The organism is Synechococcus sp. RC10A2, assembly GCF_047502605.1.
In genome coordinates, this window is the sequence record NZ_JANSHP010000021.1 from 1 (window position 1) to 19,368 (window position 19,368).

The window sequence follows — 19,368 nt, forward strand, 5'->3', positions numbered from 1 at the left end:
AGCGGGGCTTCCAGGACTACGTCCCGCTAGCGCGAACGGCGGATTAGCTAAAGCCCGCATGGGCGGGCATTGAACCCAAAGCAAGGCCGCACAGAGAAATTGCAGCAGGCCAGGAACTTTTCACCCATCCCAGCAGCCGGGATCCCCCTCAAAACGAAGAGCGAGATTCCACCCCACCGAGGCAAAGGGGATCCCTTGCTTGCTCTTGAGCTGGCTCCACCTGCAGGGATCCACTCTTGAGCAACTGCTCAGCCAAACGGTGGTGGAGGGCGTGGCCCGCCTTGTAGGCCACAATGTGCCCCTGCAAGCGGCAGCCCAACAAGCTGAGATCTCCTAGTAAATCTATCAGCTTATGGCGCACCGGCTCATCCGGGAAGCGCAACGGCCCCAACCACTCGGTTTTGCTGCAGACGATAGCATTTTCCAAGCTGCCCCCCTGAATCAGCCCCTGTTGGCGGGCCAGCTCCGCATCCTGTTGGCGGGCGAAGGTGCGGGCCGGGGCAATGGATTGGACAAAGTCCGCCCTGTTCTCCCGCCAGCTCAGCCACTGTTGGCCGATAGGGCAGTCGGCAAAATCGATGCCATAGGTAAAGCGAAACCCGGGGTAGGGCACGGCGCTGACAAAGGCTTCCCCTGCCCAGACCGTGACCGGCTCCTGGATCACCCCCAGCAGGGCCGGCTGCTCCTGGGCCAGGATCCCGGCTTGGGCAACGGCCTCCACAAAGGGCAGGGCGGAGCCATCCAGAATCGGCAGCTCCGGCCCCTCCACCTCGATGCGGCAGTTGTCGATGCCCAGCACGTAAAGAGCGGCCAACAAGTGTTCCACCGTCTGCACCTGGACAGGGGGGGATCCCTGCTGTAGACGGGTGCAGAGAGCGGCAGGGGCCAGGGATCCCAACCGAGCGGGGATGGGAGGGGAGCCCGGCTGATCCACCCGCACAAAGACTCGACCGCTGCTGGCAGGGGCCGGATGCAGGCTACAGCGAACCGGCAGGCCGGTGTGCAGGCCCACCCCCTCTAGGGAAATAGAGCTGGCCAAGGTGTGTTGTTGTTCTCTCATAGGTCTCTATGGCCAACGCTCTTGGCCCCGGTCGAAAACGCGATAGTAGAGTTCCCGATAGCCAACGCGCAGGCTGCTGCTGGCGTCTGCCAATTTGCCTTTGCGACTGCCGTAGGCGCTGAACACCTCGTAAGTATCTCCCTCAAAGAAAAACGAGGAGACATCGGAAACCTCTTCCCCCCCCAACAACTGCCAACGCCCCCCCCGAAATCGCAGCCGGTAGTGGGCCCTGTCCAAGCTACCGGAGGGGCGGTCGATGGCGGCGTCGATGCGGCCCTCGTACTCCGGCGGCTCGGCTCCTGCTATGGGTCGAACCTCGACGGAGATATCGCGGTAACGGCAGTTGGGGCGGCTGCACAGGCGGATCGAGCGCATGGCCTCGGCAATGGCTTCCAGCCGCTGTCGCGCCTCGGCCAGAGAAAAGTGCTCCGCACCGCTATCGCGAACGAGCTGGGGCGACACCTGAGTCGGCTCTGCTGCTGGGGAGAGCGACGAATGGGCAGCCAAGGCTGGGGATCCCCAGCAGCACCCCAGCAGCAATAGGCACATCCAACTCAGCCAACGGCGGTAGGCGGATCCCATCGGCGCAATCTATGACAAGATCTAACTCCTCTACTTTAGGGGATCCCTATCTGCGATTTCTGAGCAATGCCGGCATCGTCCAACTGGGCTCAGGAGCGATTGGCGCAGGTACGCCTTGTGTTAGTGCGGCCGGCAGGGCCGCGCAATCTCGGGGCCATTGCCCGCGTGATGAAAAACATGGGCCTGCGGCAGTGGGTGTTGGTGGATCCCCAATGCGATCCCCTCGACGCAGAAGCAGTCACCATGGCCGTGCATGCGACGGACTTGCTCCGCCAAGCCCGGCAGGTGCCAACCTTAGCCGAGGCCCTTCAGGGATGTGTGCAGGTATTCGGGACAGCAGGCCGCCGCGAGCCCTACCCGCCCGAATGGCAAATTCAGTCTCCCCGCCAGGCTTTCCCGGAGCTGCTGGCTGCCGGCCCTGCCGCTCTGGTGTTTGGCCCTGAAGATCGGGGCTTGAGCAACGAAGAGCTGGCCCTCTGCCATCGCCAGATCCAGATCCCCACCGATCCGGCCTACCCTTCCCTGAACTTGGCCCAGGCAGTGGGCATCTGTTGCTACGAGCTGCGCACCCTCCTCTGCCAGAATCTTCCCCCGCCAGTGACCAGCTCTGGGATCTCAAAGCCGGCTCCCTTCGAGCTGCTGGAGGGTTTTTTCGGCCACCTGGAGGCGCTGTTGCTGCAAATTGGCTACCTGCACCCCCACACCGCTCGCCGCAAGATGCTCAAGCTGCGCGCCCTCTTTCACCGCGCCGGCCTGACCGTGTCCGAGGTGGCCCTGTTACGCGGGATCCTGCGACAACTCCAGTGGAGCCAAAAATCTTCTCCTCGAGAACCCCCAAAAAAAGAGGATCCTCATCCTGCTGAGAGTGGATCCTAGCTGCCGCGGCCTCTGGCCGGCTGCCTCTGAAAACAAACCTCTGGGAACTGAGACAAGGGAATCCAGCTAGGTCTGGATGGTCTCCCTGCGGCAAACTTGATTTGACGGAGAGGGTGGGATTCGAACCCACGGTGGCTTGCGCCACGACAGTTTTCAAGACTGCTTCCTTAAACCACTCGGACACCTCTCCAGAACCTATCTTAGGCTGTGCAGTTGCCGCTTGTGCAGCTCGAGGGGTCCTGCTATCCCTGCTAACGGGTTGTGGGGAGGAATGGGGATCCGCTATAACCCACTGAGGGATCCCTGGCTATGCGATGAGAGGACATTTTTGCCCAGGTCAGGTGCAACTTCTGGCTTGGCTGTCGCTAGCGTTGTTGGCTGCCTGTCGCCCTTGGCCAGACGCATCTCCTTCCGAAGCTGCCCCCCCGGATCCGGTGCTGCGCCACATCGGCGAAGATGGCACCCATTTTGAGGCTTCCGTGGGCGATACCCGCGCTCTCCCTCCCCACTTCCCGCACCAGTTGCGCTTGCCCGACGCCACCGTCATCTCTTCGGGGCAAATTTGGGATCAGGAAGGAGGGCTTGCCTCCCTGATTTTGCAGACCTCTCAACCTCTCTCGGAGATCGCCGCCTACTACCGCCGCACCCTCTGGGGCCGGGGCTGGGATCTCCTCTCCGATCTCGAGCAGGCCGGCGGCATCCGCACGCTGGTGTTCGAGTCTCCCCCTCGCCCCGACAGGCCGCCCCAGCAGGCGGTCATCCAAGTGGGATCCCCCCGCCGCGGGCCGGATCAGGTGGAGTATCGCGATATCCTGATTTTGCTGAGTACCGTCGTCCCTGGCGGCGAAGCGCAGCCTGCCGCTGCAGCCGCTCCCTAGAGCATGCCCGTCTATACTCAAGCGATTGAAATTGCCGCTGGCGTGGCCCAGGTGGAGCGCTGTCTAATCGATCCAGCGCTGATGCGGCGCTGGCTCAACCCCCTGTTGGGCTGTGAGGCGCTGGGATCCCCCACTGGGCAACTGGGCAGCCGCTACCGCTTTTTCCTGCGCCTGCCGCTGGTTTCCCCCAGCCTAGACTGCGTGATCGCCGAGCGGGCCGAGGGCCTGGTGCAGTGGCAGTTTGAGGGTTTTTTTCAGGGCACCGACCGCTGGGAATGTTGCCCCCAGCCGCTGGGAACGCTATTGGTAAACCGCTTTGAGTTTTGCATCCCCAACCCTTGGGTGGCGGCAGGGTTCTATCTGGTGGCAGCGGAGCTGACCCGGCACGACATGCGGGCACAACTGCGACGGCTAAAGGCAGTGGCCGAGGCTTTGGGTTAGGCTGGTGGCAGGTAGTAAAGAAACGTAAAAAATGGCAATGACCAGCAACAGCAGCCTGTTCAACCGTCGCTTTTTCGACAACTTCATCCCCCAGCCGGCCAACAGCCCTCTGCAGATTGGCGAGCTGGCCCCTGACTTTGAGCTGCCCAATGTGCACGGGGATCCCGTGCGCCTGTCGGACTACCGCGGCCAAAAGCCGGTGGTTCTGGCCTTTACCCGCATCTTTACAGAAAAGCTCTTCTGCCCCTTCTGCTACCCCCACATCCAGGAGCTGAAGGCCCGCTACGAGGAGATCCGGGCTCTGGGAGCAGAGCTGCTGATGGTTACCAGCACCGACCCGGTGCAAAGCCAACAGATCCAAGCCGACCTGGAACTGCCCTATCCGCTGCTGGTGGATCCGGAGTGCAAAACCTTTCGGCTCTACGGCGTCGGCCAAGCCCTGGGGGCGCCCCTGCCAGGCCAGTTCATCGTGGATCGCGAAGGGAGGCTGCGCTATAAGCACCTCTTCTCCTTTGCCGAGCCCAACGCCAGCACCGACGAGGTGCTGCGGGTCTTGCGAGAAGGGCTAGCCAGCGGCTGGGATGGAACCCGCCGGGTGGCTCCCGTGCCCTTTTTCTAAGCCTTCCTAGGCAAGCCCGGAAGAGGAGAGGAAAGAGGTGGTCTTTGCGCGGCTGGCCCAGAATAGCGCCCGTCAGGCGGAGATCCTAGAAGTAGTCCTGCGCCACGGCTGGGACTACATGCGGCGCTTGCTCTCTTTGGGCAAGGCGGAAGAGCCGCAACTGCCACCACCCCTGGTGCTGCGCAACATCCTGGTGGATCTGGGGCCGGTCTATGTGAAGCTGGGCCAGTTGCTGAGCACCCGCCCCGACCTGCTGCCGCGGGAGTATATCGAGGCCCTCAGCACCCTGCAGAGCAATGTGCCCCCCGTGCCCTGGAACGCGGTGGAGATCCTGCTGCGCCAGCAGTTGCGAAAGCCGCTGGAACAGGTATTCAGCAGCCTCGACACGAAAGCGGTGGCGGCGGGATCCATTGCCCAGGTCCATCGCGCCCATCTCGTCAGCGGCGAAGCGGTGGCCCTCAAGATCCAGCGGCCCGGCGTGGAGGCAATAGTAGAGCGGGATACAAGGCTCATCCGCAGCATTGCTGAATTGGTGGCGCAAACAGAATTTGGCCGGCTGGCAGACGTGGTGGCCTTGGCGGATGAGTTTTGCCGGGCCATTCAGGCGGAGCTGGACTTTACCCAGGAAGCCCGCCACACGGAGCAGCTGCGGCAACGCCTGCAGGCTGGCCGTTGGTTTGATCCCAACCAACTGGTGGTGCCGCGCGTCTATTGGGCTCTTACCACCCCCAAGGTGCTGACCCTGGAGTGGATCGAAGGAAAGCCACTCCTGGAGGCGGATCGCAGCGACGCCGAGCCGCAGCAGCTTGCCCGCCTGCTCACCCGCGCCTTTTTCCAGCAGATCTGCATCGACGGCTACTTCCACGCCGATCCCCACCCCGGCAACTTGTTCTATTTGGGATCCGGTCGCGTAGCCCTCTTGGACTGCGGCATGATTGGGCGGCTGGATCCGCGCACGCAGCAGATTGTGCTGGAGCTGATTTTGGCCATCGTCAGCCTGGATGCCCAGCGCTGTGCCGAACTCACCCTGGAGCTGGCCCTGCCGGAAAGCCCCAGGGGCCGCTTGCGGGATCCCGCCGTCAGCCTGGCCCAGTTGCAGCGGGAATACGAGCGTCTTTTGCGGCAGTACTACACCCTAACTGTGGCCGAGCTGGATTTTAGCCAGCTTTTCTCCGAGATCCTGCAAGCAGCGCGGCGCAACCAGATCCGCATCCCCGGCAACCTGGGGCTGTGCGCCAAGGCCCTGGCCAATCTGGAAGGGATCGCCCGCCAGCTCACCCCAGACTACAATCTGCCGGAGCAAATTCGCCCCCTGATGGCGGACGTGTTTCGGCAGCAGTTGCTGGGGGAAGCTCCCCTACCCTCGCTGCTGCGCACAGCCTTGGACCTGAAAAACCTCTCGCTGCAGTCGCCGCGGCAATTGGAAGTGCTGCTTAGCCGCATCACCTCGGAAACCCAACGCTGGAACCTCACCATCCAAGAGCTGGAAGACCTCCGCATCAGCCTGGATCAGTCGGCCAACCGCCTCTCCTACAGCATCCTGGTCGGATCCCTGATTATCGGCGCCGCCATCATCTCGGCGCAAACCCAGCGCTTCCAGGTCTTCTGGCTGAGCGAGCTGCTTTTTGGCGCCGCCAGCCTCTTGGGACTGTGGCTCATCCTCAGCATCCTCCGCTCCGGTCGCCTGCGCAATTAGCCCCTAGCTCGGACTTGCCAGGGATCCCGATCCTAGCCATGTTGCCAAAAGCACATAAAAACGGTATCAACGCTTCTGCGAGCGCCTCGCCAAAACCCGCAAAAGCCGATTTTTTCGTTGACCCGCTCGATGCCTTGCGCCACAAGGCTTTCAGGCCTCTCACCCCTCCTCTGCAAGGCCTTTTTTTGCCCTCTTCGACCGACCCCCTCGCAAATAGGCCTTGCATTCCTTGCCCCGCTTGGGTTTAATAAGGGTAGAGTTCCCCCTTCGGGGGGATCCCTAGAAATTGGAAACTTGTATACTCCCTATTTCAATCCGTGAGGGGTCACGGGTTCCCCCTTCGGGGGGATCCCTAGAAATTGGAAACTGTAATCATAATGTACTCCTCCCTTGTGTGGGATAAAAGTTCCCCCTTCGGGGGGATCCCTAGAAATTGGAAACCCCAGGAATTGTGAAGTCATCCCTGAGGATAATTTGAAACGTTCCCCCTTCGGGGGGATCCCTAGAAATTGGAAACTCGCCGAACTTGGCTTCGAACATGGCTTTCGCCATGTCTGTTCCCCCTTCGGGGGGATCCCTAGAAATTGGAAACCCTTATAAAGATCGCTGGGTGATCATCGAAGAGGGCTGTTCCCCCTTCGGGGGGATCCCTAGAAATTGGAAACAAGTTAGGATCAACCTCCCCTTTGCCGGCTTTCCAGAGTGTTCCCCCTTCGGGGGGATCCCTAGAAATTGGAAACACGAGGAAGAATTTAAATGCAAATTCGACCCAAATGAGGTTCCCCCTTCGGGGGGATCCCTAGAAATTGGAAACTCCACCCAGTCGGGCACTTCGTGGAGTGTGCACTGTTCCCCCTTCGGGGGGATCCCTAGAAATTGGAAACTACCATATAGAACTGCTCGGCAAAGCCTTCGTACTCAACGTTCCCCCTTCGGGGGGATCCCTAGAAATTGGAAACTGAACGATGTTGTCATTCAGTTTCAACGTTTTCCATGTTCCCCCTTCGGGGGGATCCCTAGAAATTGGAAACACCTTTATCATCATAAAACCACAACAACTTTCCGTTGTGGTTCCCCCTTCGGGGGGATCCCTAGAAATTGGAAACTGTATATCAAACGGACTCCGTTTTGTTTAAACTCCAGTTCCCCCTTCGGGGGGATCCCTAGAAATTGGAAACTTCGGGGATGGTTAGATCCCCGACCGGGGTAAAGTCGTTCCCCCTTCGGGGGGATCCCTAGAAATTGGAAACGCCAGCGCATGAGCACGACGAATTTGGCGATTGGTGTTCCCCCTTCGGGGGGATCCCTAGAAATTGGAAACAAAGCCAAACCTACCGTAGGATAGGCAATCCTACACGTTCCCCCTTCGGGGGGATCCCTAGAAATTGGAAACTTGGGGGAGGTTTTAGATAGTGTGGCCCATCGTGAAACGCGGTTCCCCCTTCGGGGGGATCCCTAGAAATTGGAAACAACCGAGTACAAGCTCCACCGCCGAACGGTGACCTACCTGGAGTTCCCCCTTCGGGGGGATCCCTAGAAATTGGAAACAACCAACGATCGCGGTATGGAATCGCGACTAGGTAGTGAGTTCCCCCTTCGGGGGGATCCCTAGAAATTGGAAACCGCAAGTTTTCGGCAGCACGTTGGGCTTCCTCCGCTCGTTCCCCCTTCGGGGGGATCCCTAGAAATTGGAAACAAAAGAAAACCTGCTACCCAGTGAGTAGCGGGTTAGTGGCTCTCCCTTCAGGGAATCTCCAGAAATTAGGAAGGCGGCTAAGGAACTCCGAGTAGATCTCGGTATAGGCCTTGACCCACTCGGGATCGGGCTGGATGAGGCGTTCCACCTGCACCAGCCGATCGGCAGCCTGCTGCACCGAGCAGCACCAATAGGCCGAGGCGGCCAGGACAGCTGCCCCTACGGCGGCCTCGGGGTGCTTGACCACTGCTAAGGGGCGGGCAAGGAGGCTGGCGCGCAGGCGCAGCCACAGAGGGCTTTTGCAGCCGCCGCCGGTGGTCAACAGCGTTCCCTCTATGGGGATCCCGTGGGCGGCCAAGGTCTCCAGCCCCAGCCGCTCCACCATTGCCACCCCTTCCAAGAGAGCTGCATAGAAGCGAGGGGATCCCACTTCCGCCTGGGGCAAGAAGCCGGCAAATTCACTATCCAGGATGGGAAAACGCTCGCCGGGTCGGCAGAGGGGATAGCTGACCAAGCCCGTGGGCAGATGGGCTTCCGCCTGCCGATCCAGGGCAGCAAAGTTGCCGCCGGGGAAGAAGTGGGGCAAGACCCCGCCGCCGCAGAAGGAGGCTGCTCCTGGCCACCAACTGGTTCGGTCGGGGTGCAGATGGGAGTAGAGGCTTTGCGTTTGCACGGGATAGGACTCCGTCCCGCTCACGCGAACAGCACTGTTGGCCTTGAAGATGAGGGTTGTGCCCAGGCTGGTGGCAACCTGCCCCAAGCGAGTAGCCCCTGCGGCCAACTGTCCGGCGCAGCCATCGGTGATCCCGGCAGCAATCAGCACCTCTGGCCCCAGCTCCCACTCCGCCCGCACCGTTCCCAGAACCGTTCCTGGCGCCACCACCTCAGGAAAGCGCTTGGGGTCGAGGCCATGGCGAGACAGCCACTCCCGCGGCCACGTGTAGGTTTCCAGGTCGAAGCCGCTTTTTAGGGCATGGGTGTGATCGGTTACCCGCCGGCGGCCTCCCAGTTGGCTCAGGAGAAAGTCCGCCGGGTGGGCCAGGTAGCTGTCCCGGTATTGATCAGGATGGGCTTCTGCCCACCACAGCCAGCGGCTGAGCCCCCAACTGGCCGGGATCCCCAAGCGCCGGGCCTGGGCCTGTCCCCGCAGGTCGGAATACAGCCAGGCCTGATCCAGCGGCATGCCCCGCCCGTCTACCGGCAAAACCGTGCCAGAGGTGCTACAGGCACTGAGGGCAACGATGGCGTAGCGATCCCCCAGTTGGGTCTTCAGGTGTGCCAGCAGCGTCTTCAGGGTGCGCAGCCAGCGGCCCGGGTTGGTTTCCGGTGGATCCCAGGAGCGCTCGCTTTTGCCCACTATCTCGCCTGCCTCCGAGAGGGCCACCACCCGCATTCCCGAAGTGCCTAGGTCGATCCCGAGAAATACAGGTCCCATAGAGCTCTAGAAATCTCGGCTGCTGCGGGCCAAAGCCTCTTGGATGTCTAGATCGAGGTTCTTCACCGACTCCAGCACCGAGCGCGTAATCAGCTTGCCCGCTTGCACCAAAACGGCGCCAGTTACTGGGTGCAAAAGGGGCTGCTCCGCCCGCCGCCCAATCAACACCTCGATATCCTTAAAAGCGTTGATGTACATCCCCACCGGCAACTCCACCACCACCCCTTCCCCCAGAACCCGCGCTTGACAAGCTAGGCGGGAATTGGTCTTACGAGTGGTGATCACCTCCAAGGTGCGCTGCTCCCGGGGGGTCATGGCCGAGAGCGATTCCATCCCCTCTTTTACATACACATGACAGGTGGCGCAGAGGCCGCGCCCGCCGCACTCTTTCAAGACATTCAGCTCTTCCCGCAACAGCACCGAGAGCAAGTTGCTGTTGGTGGCCACTTCCGACACCTGAGCAATGGGATCCAACCGCACCCGCTTGACCATTGTCTCTCCTTCGTTGTTACATCCCTTAACGTTAGCTTGTCCTGGCAAGGGATCCTAGTCACACCTATACTGTATTATTTTTTACTCGCCCTGGGATTGGGAAGGAGCGGGCTGGGCAGGCTAAAGTAGATCCTGTCCTTGTTTGCGTAGCCGTCGAGCTTTTCCAAGGTTTTGGCGGCATGAGCTCTCCGCCCATCCAGTGGTATCCCGGCCATGTGGCCAAGGCCATTGGCCAGTTGCGGGAACAATTGCGGCTGGTGGACGTGGCAATTGAAGTGGTGGACGCGCGGATCCCGCTGGCCAGCCGTCACCCTGAGCTGGACAAGTGGCTGGGGGAAAAACCTCGCCTCTTGGCGCTTAACCGAGCCGATTCCATTGCGGCAAGGGATCTCAAAGCGTGGCAGGAGCATTTTTCGCAGCAAGGGATCCCGGTCTATCCCACCAACGGCCAATCGGGAGAAGGGGTGCCCCGCCTCAAGCAAGCCATCTTACAGATGGGGCAAGCGGTAAACGAGCGGCGGCAACGGCGGGGCATGCGGCCGCGGGCTGTCCGGGCCGTGGTGGTGGGCTTTCCCAATGTGGGCAAGTCTGCCTTGTTGAATCGACTTTTGGGACGGCGAGCCGTCGAGAGCGCCGCGCGCCCTGGGGTAACCCGGCAACTGCAGTGGGTACGGCTAGGGGGCGAGTTGGATTTGCTGGACTCGCCGGGCATCCTCCCGCCTTCGCTGCCGGATCAGCGGGCAGCCACGCTGCTAGCCATCTGCGATGACATTGGCGCTGCCGCCTACGACCCCGAGCGCGTAGCGGCCTACTTTGTGGATCAACTGCTGCAGGTGCAGCCCCAGGCCCAAGCTCTTTTGCAACAGCGCTACGGCTGGCTCGATCCAATCCCCCCTGGCAGCGTGGCAGTCCAGGAGCTGGCCCAACGGCGCTACCAAGGCGATACCGAGCGAGCGGCAAGGCAAATCCTCAACGACTACCGCAAGGGGTGGCTAGGGCCTCTAGCTTTGCAACTTCCTCCCAGCTCTAGCCCTCTAGCAAGAGGCTAGCTTCATCTGTCTGTATATGTTGCTACGAGATGCGGCAGAGTGAGTGATAGGATGGAACTAGAATACTAACACTGCGCCAGATTTTTCCCTGAAGTTTTTCGCAGCGCTTTTTGCCTTTAACCTGCCTGCGGACGGGTAAAGTTGGGGATAGGCTGTAAGAAACTCCAGGGAGTAAACCATCCTCCTTGCTAGATTCCCATGGGTCAGCCTGCTGTTGCCGCCAGCTTAGAGGGAGGCTTTGACCTAAATAGCCTGGATTTTGAGGTGCCGGGATGGCTGCGGGCTTTGCTTTCAGGCGCTGAAGATCTCGGCGATGGGCTGCGATCCTACACGGCGGAAGAGGCAGATTTGCTGCGCCGGGCCTTCGAGTTTGCCTACTGTTTGCACAAGGGCCAAAAGCGGAAATCAGGGGATCCCTACATCGCCCATCCGGTGGCCGTGGCCAGCCTGTTGCGGGAGTTGGGGGGTGACGCCGTTACCGTAGCTGCTGGCCTTCTGCACGATGTTGTCGAAGATACGGAAGTTACCCTGGAGGCCCTAGAGGCCGAATTTGGCCCTGAGGTTCGCCTGCTGGTGGAGGGGGTAACCAAGCTTTCTCAGTTTAATTTCTCCAGCAAAACGGAGCAGCAAGCAGAAAACTTCCGCCGCATGTTTGTGGCCATGGCCAAGGATATCCGGGTCATTGTGGTCAAGTTGGCGGATCGCTTGCACAACATGCGCACGCTGCAATATCTGCCCCCCCACAAGCAAAAACAGATTGCAGCCGAAACTATGGAGATCTTCGCCCCCTTGGCCAACCGGCTGGGGATCTGGCATTTCAAGTGGGAACTGGAAGACTTGGCCTTTAAGTACCTGGACTACGAAGCCTATCGCCAGATTCAAGAGCTGGTCAACGCCAAGCGTAGCGAGCGAGAGGCAGAGATCCAAGCGTTTATTGAAGAGCTGCGGAAGCACCTCATTCAAGGGGGGCTAGAGCACTTTGAGATTAGCGGGCGGCCCAAGCACCTGTACGGCATCTACCGCAAGATGCAGCAGCAGCGCAAAGAATTTCACGAGATCTACGATCTCCTGGCCGTGCGGGTTATCGTGCAAACCGTGAGCGAATGCTACCGGGTGCTGGCGGTCGTTCACAACTGTTTTCGCCCCATTCCGGGTCGTTTCAAAGACTACATTGGCTTGCCCAAGGCCAACCGCTACCAATCTTTGCATACGGCTGTGATCGGCCTACAGGGCCGACCGGTGGAGGTGCAGATCCGCACCGAAGAGATGCACCGCGTGGCCGAATACGGCATTGCCGCCCACTGGAAGTACAAAGAAGCCGGCAGCACCCCCGTAAAGCCCGAGGAAGAGCGCTTTACCTGGCTGCGGCAACTGTTGGAGTGGCAAAACGACCTCAAGGACGACAAAGAATACCTGGACACCATTCGCGAGAACCTATTTGAGAGCGAGGTTTACGTCTTTACGCCCAAAGGAGACTTGCTGGCCCTGCCCCAGGGATCCTGCCCGGTGGACTTTGCCTATCGCATTCACTCTGAAATTGGGGATCACTGTGCCGGGGCGCGGGTGAACAACAAGATCGTGCCCTTGAATACCCGCCTGCGCAATGGCGACATTGTCCAAATCATCACCCACAAGAACGCCCACCCCAGCCTGGACTGGATCAATTTTGTAGCCACCAGCTCGGCCCGCAACCGCATTCGCCAATGGTTTAAGCGCTGCAATCGCGAGCAAAACATCGCCCGGGGCCGGGACTTGCTGGAGCGGGAGCTGGGCAAAACGGGGTTCGATGCGCTGCTCAAGTCGGAGCGGATGCAAAAGGTGGCCGAGAAGCTCAACTACACCAGCGTGGACGACCTGCTGGCGGCGCTGGGCTATGGAGAGGTCACCCCCACGCAGGTGCTCCATCGGCTGCAGGAGGTGAGCAAGCCGGCAGTCTCTCCCCCGCCAGAGGAGGGATCCCTTGAGGAAGCCAAGCTGCTGCTGCCGCGGGCCGATGGGAGCCGAGGTTCCAGCCGATCCCAATCTCCCATCCTGGGGGTGGAGGGTCTGAAACACCAGTTGGCCAAATGTTGCAACCCGCTGCCAGGGGATCCCATCCTGGGCGTGGTTACCCGCTTCAAGGGTATCACCATTCATCATCGCGATTGTCCGCGGGTGGCTCAGGTTCCGGGCGAGCGGCTGGTGCCGGTGCGCTGGAACGAGGAGCAATTACGGCAGAGCACCCAGATCTACCCTGTGGAACTGCGCCTGGAGGTCATTGACCGCGTTGGCGTGCTGCGGGACATCCTTTCCCGTCTTTCGGATCAGAGCATTAATGTGCGCAATGCCAGGGTGCAGACCTTTGCCAACCGTACGGCTCTGATCGATCTCTGTATTGATGTGCGGGACAAAAAACAGCTCGACCAAGTTCAGAGTCAATTGCGCCAGCTCTCGGATGTGCTGGTGTTGCGCTCCCGCCACTACCAGAACGGATCCCGCTGAAGAACTTCTAGGGTCTTTTTTTCGCTGGTTCGAGAGGAGGCGCCCATATTAGGATGATTGAGATGGGTAACCAATCTGAGCGGAGGATCCCGGCATGTCAGCAGCACAAGGTGGGCATCTTGCCCGATTCGGACAGCGGCTCTCTGGGGTGTTGTTACTGCTCTGTGTTTGCCTCAGCTTGCTCACCGGTGCCTGCTCCGCAGGCTCTAACTTGCGCGCCTACAGGGATCCTGGCGGAGCCTTTGCCTTTGCCTATCCCAACGGCATGGTGGCAGTGAACTTGGGGCCAGGGAAAGGGCCAGCGGTGCTTCTGCGCGACTTGGTCTACGAGACGGAGAACGTCAGCCTGATGATTGCCCCCTTTGATAAGGGAGAGACGATTGCCGATCTAGGTGGCCCGGACGAGGTGGGGCAATTGGTGGCGGAGAAGATCATCGCCCCGGAAGGCTCTGGTCGCTCGACCAAGCTGTTGGCCGCCGAAGCTTTTGAGCGGCAAGGCCGGCCCTACTACCTGTTTGAGTACCAAACCGATATCGGATCCCAGCTCCGCCACGAGGTAGTGACGGTAACCGTGCGCCACCATCGCCTCTATACTCTGACTGCCTCCACCCAAGAATCCCGCTGGCCGCAGGTGCAGGCTGCCTTCAGGAATGTGGGCCATTCTTTGAATGTCTCTTAAGACTTTTCTCCAAGATTTTTTGAGAATCTTAGCTGCTCTAGGAAGCCTCAGCCAAGGCAGGCCTGATTGCAGAAATTGCATCAATGCCCAATCCATATAAAGGTTGTACCAATTGAGATCGATTTGGCTCTTCAGATCCCAGGCGAGACATCTGCTGCTAAAACGGTAATGTTTTAAATCTGCAGAGATGGGCTTCTATCCCCCTTCAGTCTGGTCTATGACCGTATACGTGGTTCAGATCAGCGACCTGCATCTGTTTGCCAAGCCGCACCAGCGGCTGTTGGGGGTGGACACGGAGACCTCTTTCCTGCAGGTGCAAAAGGCCATTGCCGCCTTGGATCCCTTGCCCGATCTGCTGCTGCTCACCGGGGATCTCGCCCAGGATGGCAGCGCCGCCGCCTATGCCCGTTTGCGGGAGCATCTGCGAGCTCTTCCCATCGACACCTATTGGCTGGCGGGAAACCACGATCGCCTTCATAACATGAACTCAGAGCTCTGCGCCGAGCGAGTACACCGGGAGAAAAGCTTCAGCCGAGAGAACTGGAGCTTTATTTTGTTGAACTCTCTGGTGCCGGGCAAAGACAGCGGCTACCTAACGGATGGCGCCTTGCTGTGGCTCCGCCAGGAGCTGCAGCGCAGCCAGGCTGCCCAGAACCATGTTCTCTTGGCCCTGCATCACCCCCCCTTCTCGGTGGATTCCGACTGGCTGGATCAGAGTGCCCTGCAGCAGCCGGAGCGGCTGTTTCAGGTTTTGGACGAGTTCGACCACATTCGCCTGGTGATCTTCGGCCACATCCACCAAGACCTGCACCGCCGCCGGCAGGGGATCGATTACTTTGCCTGTCCCTCCACCTGTGTGCAATTTCGCCCCAAAAGCTCTCGGTTTAGCCTGGACGTGATCCCCCCGGCCCTGAGGCAGATATGGCTGGAGCAGGATGGCAGCTTCAAAACCCAGGTGCAACGGGTGGAAGCCGCCCTGCAAATGCCCAACCTAGCTCTGAAAGGGTACTGAAAGATCCCCCTCTCAGCCGACGGCAACCCTCCCCCCTCGAGCGCCTTTGGGCTCTCTAAGCTATTGATATTGATTGGCGCTGTGGCCCCTCTGGGAGGGAGATCTGCCCAGACCCTTGCCATCTTTTGAAGGCGATGGAAAGAACTCTAGAAGAAATTAACCGGCGCATTGCCAAAGGCCAGGTGCGGGTGTGGACGGCCCTGGAAGCCAAGGCCAAGCTGGCCACCCTCAGCCTTGAGGAGGCCTTTGAGCAGGTGGATGTGGTAACCACGGGCACCTTTGAGCCGATGGAGTCGTCGGGGGCCATCCTCAACCTGGGCCATACGGATCCGCCGATCAAGATTCGCCAGGCTTGGCTAAATGGGGTGCCCGCCTATGCCGGCTTTGGCGCCGTGGATCTTTACCTAGGGGCAGCCCAGCCCAGCGAGCAAGCCGATCACCCCTACGGGGGCGGCCACGTTATCGCCGATCTGGTGGCCGGCAAGCGGGTGCACCTGCGGGCTGTTGGCCAGGTAACCGACTGCTATCCCCGCGCTGACTACGAGACCACCCTGACGCGGGATCAGCTCAACCAGTTCTACCTGTTCAACCCCCGCAACGCCTACCAAAACTTCATTGTCGGCGTCAACGGCGGGGATCGGCCCCTGTACACCTATTTGGGCCTGCTGGAGCCGCACCTGGGCAATGCCGTCTATTCCAATCCAGGTGAGCTCTCCCCCCTCCTCAACGACCCCCTCCTGCGCCGGGTGGGGATCGGCAGCCGCATCTTTCTGGGGGGCGGCATCGGCTACATCGCCTGGGAAGGCACCCAACACTTCCCGCGGCAAAAACGGCTGCCCAACCAAACCCCCATCGGCCCTGCCGCCACCTTGGCCCTCATTGGCGACGCCAAACAGATGCAAGCCGAATGGGTGCGGGGCTGCTACTTCCGCAACTACGGCCCCAGCTTGATGTTGGGGGTTGGGATCCCCATCCCCATCCTTTCCCCCGCCGATCTGGAGCCCATCGCCATCCGGGATGAGGAGCTGGTGGCGCCGGTGATCGACTTTTCCATCCCCCGGCGGGTGCGCCCCACCTTTGGCCTGGTGAGCTATGCCCAGCTCAAATCCGGCCACATCACCCTCAACGGCCGCAAGGTGCGCACCGCTCCCCTGGCCAGCCTGCGCCGCTCGATGCAAGTTGCTGAGATCCTCAAACAATGGATTGTAAGCGGTCAGTTTACGCTCACCCAGCCGGTTGCTCCCCTATCCTTGGATCGGGAGTTTCTCGCCCAGAACCCCCACCCATAGTAGGAATCCCCATCTCCCAAACCGGCCATCGGATCCCTGGCAAGGGGTTGTCTTCCAGGCAGTTGCCGCTACCATTACGCCTTAGGTGTTGCCGACAAACGCTCCCTGGGGGAGGGGAGCCGCTATCCGCAAGGGGGAAAGACATGTTCCGGCGTATTGCTGTTGGCTCTGCGGTGTTGGGATGGCTCTTGGCCCTGCCCGGCCACGGCTTTGGGGAGCGGCGGGTCGTGCCCGATACCCCCTTCTACTTCGACAACCACTACTTTGATCGCTACCCGGATGCAGTGGTGGTGAGCGTGGTCAACGGTGACACGCTGGTGGTGCAGGTCGAAGGGGAACAGAAATTGCGCCTCATCCGCCTGGCCGGGATCCAAGGTCTTAGCCCGGAGGAGGATCCCTTTTACCAGCAAGCAATTGAGCTGATGCGGGAGCGCATCCTGCACCGCACCGTCAAGCTGGAAGGGGATAAGCTGCTGCGCAATGTGGATGCCACCGGCTTGGTGGAGGCCTACGTCTGGCTGGAGGGCCAGCAGATGAACGCTATGCTGGTGCGCAACGGCCTGGCCCGCATCGCTCCCTACAGCCACAACATCAAATACGACAGCTACTTCGGTGGCCTGCAAAAAAGAGCCCGCCAAGAGCGCCTCGGCATCTGGAGCCGCCTCTGACGCCTTGGATAGCTCTAGACTGGGTTTACTGGGCACTCTGAGAGACGTCTGCCTGCTTTGAGGGTTAAATCCACTCCGGCTTCCCGGGATCCCAATCGCTGGCTGAGGCGGCTGCCTTTGGTGACCGGCCTTCTGGGCAGCGTCCTTGTGCTGGCCAATCGCCTGCTGTTTACGCCGGAGTTGCTGGCCAGCCAGTCCCGCTCCGACGCCTTGGGGATCCTCCTCAGCGCTGTTTTGATCTTGACCGGCCTGCTGTGGCAGCAGATCCAGCCGCGTCCTCCCCAGGCTGCCCCCCTGCAGGGAAGTCCAGGTTGCGACTGGCACCCGGATCTGTCCGAGAGGGAAAAACTGGAGCTGGCCTGGGCTTCCCACACCCTGCTCAGCACCACCGCCGCCCGCACCGTGGTGATCTGGGTGGAGGGGCGCACCCTGCTGCAGCGGGGGATCCTGGCCAGCCCCGGCCACTTGCCCTCCCTGCAGCTTCAGGGCACCCTGCAGCAGGTATTGGAGACACGTCAGCCCCTCTACCTGGGGGATCTGAGATTTTTCCCCGCCCGCGCCGAGTTCGACGGCCTGTTGCCCCCCGGATCCCAGGCAGTTCTCTGCCAGCCCATCGGCCAGAGGGGATGCCTCATTTTGGGCAGCGACAGGCCGCGCAGCTTCAGCCGCCAGGAGCGGGCCTGGGTTGCCGCCATCGCCGACAAACTGGAAGCCCTATTTGCCTAGCTCCCCTCTCCCAGGGGGAGAGGGGCTGGGGGTGAGAGCTAAGCGGCGCTCTCCAGGCTCACCTGAAACACCTCGCTAAAGGCCTTCTCGACCTTGTAGCCGGAGTCGATGGTTTCCAGCGGATCCTTGCGCAGGCGGTGGCGCAAACACAAGCTGATGACCCGGCGAATATCGGCAACGGTGACCTCGCTGCGCCCCTCCAGAGCTGCCAACGCCTTGGCTGCCCGGTTGGTGACGATATCGCCCCGCAGCCCATCCACCTCCAGCGCCGCACACACGCCGGAGATCTTCAGGCGCAACTCAGGATCCACCATCACAGTCGGCAAGAGGTGCTGGGCCTTTTCAATGCGCTCCCGCAGGCGCTGCTGGGCCTCGGCGTATTTGGCCAGAAAAGCCTGGGGGTCGGCGTCGAACTGGCTGCGCTCCTCCACGATCTGCACTCGCAGGGCCGGATCCCGCACCGTCTCGATGCGGACAAACATGCCGAAGCGATCCAAGAGTTGGGGCCGCAATTCTCCCTCTTCAGGGTTGCCGGATCCCACCAGGACAAAGCGGGCCGGGTGGCGAATGGAAATCCCTTCCCGCTCCACCGTGTTCCAGCCAGAGGCCGCCGCATCCAGCAAGACATCCACCAGGTGGTCGTCCAGGAGGTTGACCTCGTCCACGTAGAGGATGCCGCGGTTGGCCTTGGCCAAGAGCCCCGGCTCAAAAGCCTTCACCCCCTGAGACAAGGCGCGCTCGATGTCGAGAGTGCCGCAGACCCGGTCTTCCGTGGCTCCCAGGGGCAGATCCACCATCGGCACCTGGATCCAGGTGGTTTCCAGGGTTTCCCCCGCCTGCAGGCGCTCCCACACCTGGTCGCTCATCAGATCCCGCTGCCGCGGGTGGCTGTTGAACGGATCCCCCTTGACAACCTCGATCTGGGGCAGCAGATCGGCCAAGGCGCGGATGGTGGTGGACTTGCCCGTGCCGCGATCCCCCATGATCAGCACCCCGCCGATGCGGGGATCGATGACGTTGAGGAGCAGGGCCAACTTCATCTCCTCCTGGCCGACAATGGCGGTAAACGGGAAAACCGGGCGACGTTCCAAGTTCATAGAGGCAACAACGAGCATCTACCCCCATTATCCCAGAGGCCACTCCCCCTGGGCCGTCGAGATGGGCAGGAAAGAGATGGAAAGGCCGCACCAGGAACCTCAAGGCCGCTTTTCGGTCAAATAAAAAGCAGGCTCTGGGATCCCTGGCCTTTTGCCGGGAAAAACAGATAGCATCAGAGCCTATACCCGGAGTGGGTTGAAGCTGGGTAAAGGCGAGAGCTACACCAAAGTAGGGAGGATCCCAAAAGCGCCAGCAACCCTGTTGAAGACCAGTTATCGGGTGGGGAGATAGCAGCGGTGTCAGGTCAAGCAAGTCGGAGACGGTGGACAGCATTCTCCATGCCCAACTTGGCCCAAAAAGGGCTGGTGGGCCTGATCTGGGCCTGTACTTGGATCCCTGTCTTGGGCATTTCCCTTGCCGTAGCCCAAACCCCGGCCACCTCTCTGGTTTTGACCGATGAACAGGTCGCCAAGTACGCCCGCATCGTCCTGGAGATGGAGCCCCACCGACAACAGGCCCAGCAGCGCTCCCAGGCCACCGCGGATCCGGCCAGCAAAGATCAAATCCGGCGGGAGTTCATTCGCACCGCCA

18 protein-coding genes, 1 tRNA gene and 1 CRISPR repeat array are annotated in these 19,368 nt (G+C 60.7%); of the genes, 13 read left to right on the forward strand and 6 right to left on the reverse strand.

Annotation, left to right across the window (positions count from 1 at the left end; translation table 11 throughout):
- Nucleotides 1-148: 148 nt before the first annotated feature.
- Both lpxC and NW848_RS02200 read right to left on the reverse strand, forming a co-directional pair.
- On the reverse strand, nt 149-1,060 hold the full coding sequence (gene lpxC, locus NW848_RS02195; RefSeq protein WP_414346968.1) for a UDP-3-O-acyl-N-acetylglucosamine deacetylase: 912 nt from the start codon (nt 1,058-1,060) through the stop codon (nt 149-151).
- Between the two features lie 6 nt (nt 1,061-1,066).
- On the reverse strand, nt 1,067-1,642 hold the full coding sequence (locus tag NW848_RS02200) for a hypothetical protein (protein WP_011430773.1): 576 nt from the start codon (nt 1,640-1,642) through the stop codon (nt 1,067-1,069).
- A 66-nt stretch (nt 1,643-1,708) separates the two neighbouring features.
- Between NW848_RS02200 and NW848_RS02205 the strand changes: the two genes are divergently transcribed.
- Nucleotides 1,709-2,518: an RNA methyltransferase gene (locus NW848_RS02205; protein ID WP_099813043.1), complete on the forward strand. Its 810-nt coding sequence runs from the start codon at nt 1,709-1,711 to the stop codon at nt 2,516-2,518.
- 105 nt (nt 2,519-2,623) lie between these two features.
- On the opposite strand, the gene NW848_RS02210 is transcribed toward NW848_RS02205, so the two are convergent.
- A tRNA-Ser gene (locus NW848_RS02210) sits at nt 2,624-2,708 on the reverse strand.
- A gap of 124 nt (nt 2,709-2,832) precedes the next feature.
- On the opposite strand from NW848_RS02210, the gene NW848_RS02215 reads away from it, so the two are divergent.
- From NW848_RS02215 to NW848_RS02230, 4 genes are read left to right on the forward strand one after another with little or no spacing between them, the layout of a single operon-like run.
- Nucleotides 2,833-3,396, forward strand: coding sequence for a hypothetical protein (locus tag NW848_RS02215; protein WP_011430771.1), 564 nt, complete (start codon nt 2,833-2,835; stop codon nt 3,394-3,396).
- 3 nt (nt 3,397-3,399) lie between these two features.
- Entirely contained in the window at nt 3,400-3,837 is a 438-nt protein-coding gene (locus NW848_RS02220; protein ID WP_099813044.1) for an SRPBCC family protein, read from the forward strand.
- A 31-nt stretch (nt 3,838-3,868) separates the two neighbouring features.
- Nucleotides 3,869-4,456, forward strand: coding sequence for a peroxiredoxin family protein (locus NW848_RS02225; RefSeq protein WP_346426058.1), 588 nt, complete (start codon nt 3,869-3,871; stop codon nt 4,454-4,456).
- A 37-nt stretch (nt 4,457-4,493) separates the two neighbouring features.
- A complete protein-coding gene (locus NW848_RS02230) occupies nt 4,494-6,152 on the forward strand; it encodes an ABC1 kinase family protein (protein WP_414508644.1) in 1,659 nt (552 codons plus the stop codon).
- 258 nt (nt 6,153-6,410) lie between these two features.
- Nucleotides 6,411-7,848: a CRISPR direct-repeat array (repeat unit 36 nt; unit sequence GTTCCCCCTTCGGGGGGATCCCTAGAAATTGGAAAC).
- A gap of 13 nt (nt 7,849-7,861) precedes the next feature.
- On the opposite strand, the gene NW848_RS02235 is transcribed toward NW848_RS02230, so the two are convergent.
- Both NW848_RS02235 and NW848_RS02240 read right to left on the reverse strand, forming a co-directional pair.
- Complete coding sequence (locus tag NW848_RS02235) at nt 7,862-9,283, reverse strand: FGGY-family carbohydrate kinase (RefSeq protein WP_414402558.1); 1,422 nt, start codon at nt 9,281-9,283, stop codon at nt 7,862-7,864.
- A 6-nt stretch (nt 9,284-9,289) separates the two neighbouring features.
- Complete coding sequence (locus NW848_RS02240) at nt 9,290-9,775, reverse strand: 2Fe-2S iron-sulfur cluster-binding protein (protein WP_099883780.1); 486 nt, start codon at nt 9,773-9,775, stop codon at nt 9,290-9,292.
- 179 nt (nt 9,776-9,954) lie between these two features.
- On the opposite strand from NW848_RS02240, the gene ylqF reads away from it, so the two are divergent.
- The 7 genes from ylqF to NW848_RS02275 all read left to right on the forward strand — a co-directional run bounded on the left by ylqF (nt 9,955) and on the right by NW848_RS02275 (nt 17,679).
- The gene (gene ylqF / locus NW848_RS02245; protein WP_414402559.1) at nt 9,955-10,824 is read left to right on the forward strand and encodes a ribosome biogenesis GTPase YlqF; all 870 of its coding nucleotides are present in this window, start codon (nt 9,955-9,957) and stop codon (nt 10,822-10,824) included.
- Nucleotides 10,825-11,022: 198 nt separating this feature from the next.
- Nucleotides 11,023-13,305, forward strand: coding sequence for a RelA/SpoT family protein (locus NW848_RS02250; protein WP_414402560.1), 2,283 nt, complete (start codon nt 11,023-11,025; stop codon nt 13,303-13,305).
- A 94-nt stretch (nt 13,306-13,399) separates the two neighbouring features.
- Nucleotides 13,400-13,984, forward strand: a complete 585-nt coding sequence (psbP, locus tag NW848_RS02255; protein WP_071813523.1) for a photosystem II reaction center PsbP — start codon at nt 13,400-13,402, stop codon at nt 13,982-13,984.
- A gap of 217 nt (nt 13,985-14,201) precedes the next feature.
- Nucleotides 14,202-14,996: a 3',5'-cyclic-AMP phosphodiesterase gene (gene cpdA / locus NW848_RS02260; RefSeq protein ID WP_414402561.1), complete on the forward strand. Its 795-nt coding sequence runs from the start codon at nt 14,202-14,204 to the stop codon at nt 14,994-14,996.
- Between the two features lie 134 nt (nt 14,997-15,130).
- Nucleotides 15,131-16,285, forward strand: coding sequence for a homocysteine biosynthesis protein (locus tag NW848_RS02265; protein ID WP_011430761.1), 1,155 nt, complete (start codon nt 15,131-15,133; stop codon nt 16,283-16,285).
- Nucleotides 16,286-16,428: 143 nt separating this feature from the next.
- Entirely contained in the window at nt 16,429-16,953 is a 525-nt protein-coding gene (locus NW848_RS02270; protein ID WP_011430760.1) for a thermonuclease family protein, read from the forward strand.
- Nucleotides 16,954-17,010: 57 nt separating this feature from the next.
- Nucleotides 17,011-17,679 carry a cofactor assembly of complex C subunit B gene (locus NW848_RS02275; RefSeq protein WP_011430759.1) on the forward strand — a complete coding sequence of 223 codons (669 nt, stop codon included), beginning with the start codon at nt 17,011-17,013 and terminating at the stop codon, nt 17,677-17,679.
- Nucleotides 17,680-17,717: 38 nt separating this feature from the next.
- On the opposite strand, the gene bchI is transcribed toward NW848_RS02275, so the two are convergent.
- Complete coding sequence (gene bchI, locus NW848_RS02280) at nt 17,718-18,776, reverse strand: magnesium chelatase ATPase subunit I (RefSeq protein WP_011430756.1); 1,059 nt, start codon at nt 18,774-18,776, stop codon at nt 17,718-17,720.
- Nucleotides 18,777-19,115: 339 nt separating this feature from the next.
- On the opposite strand from bchI, the gene NW848_RS02285 reads away from it, so the two are divergent.
- On the forward strand, nt 19,116-19,368 hold a 253-nt coding region (locus tag NW848_RS02285; protein ID WP_414510360.1), incomplete at its 3' end, for a DUF4168 domain-containing protein.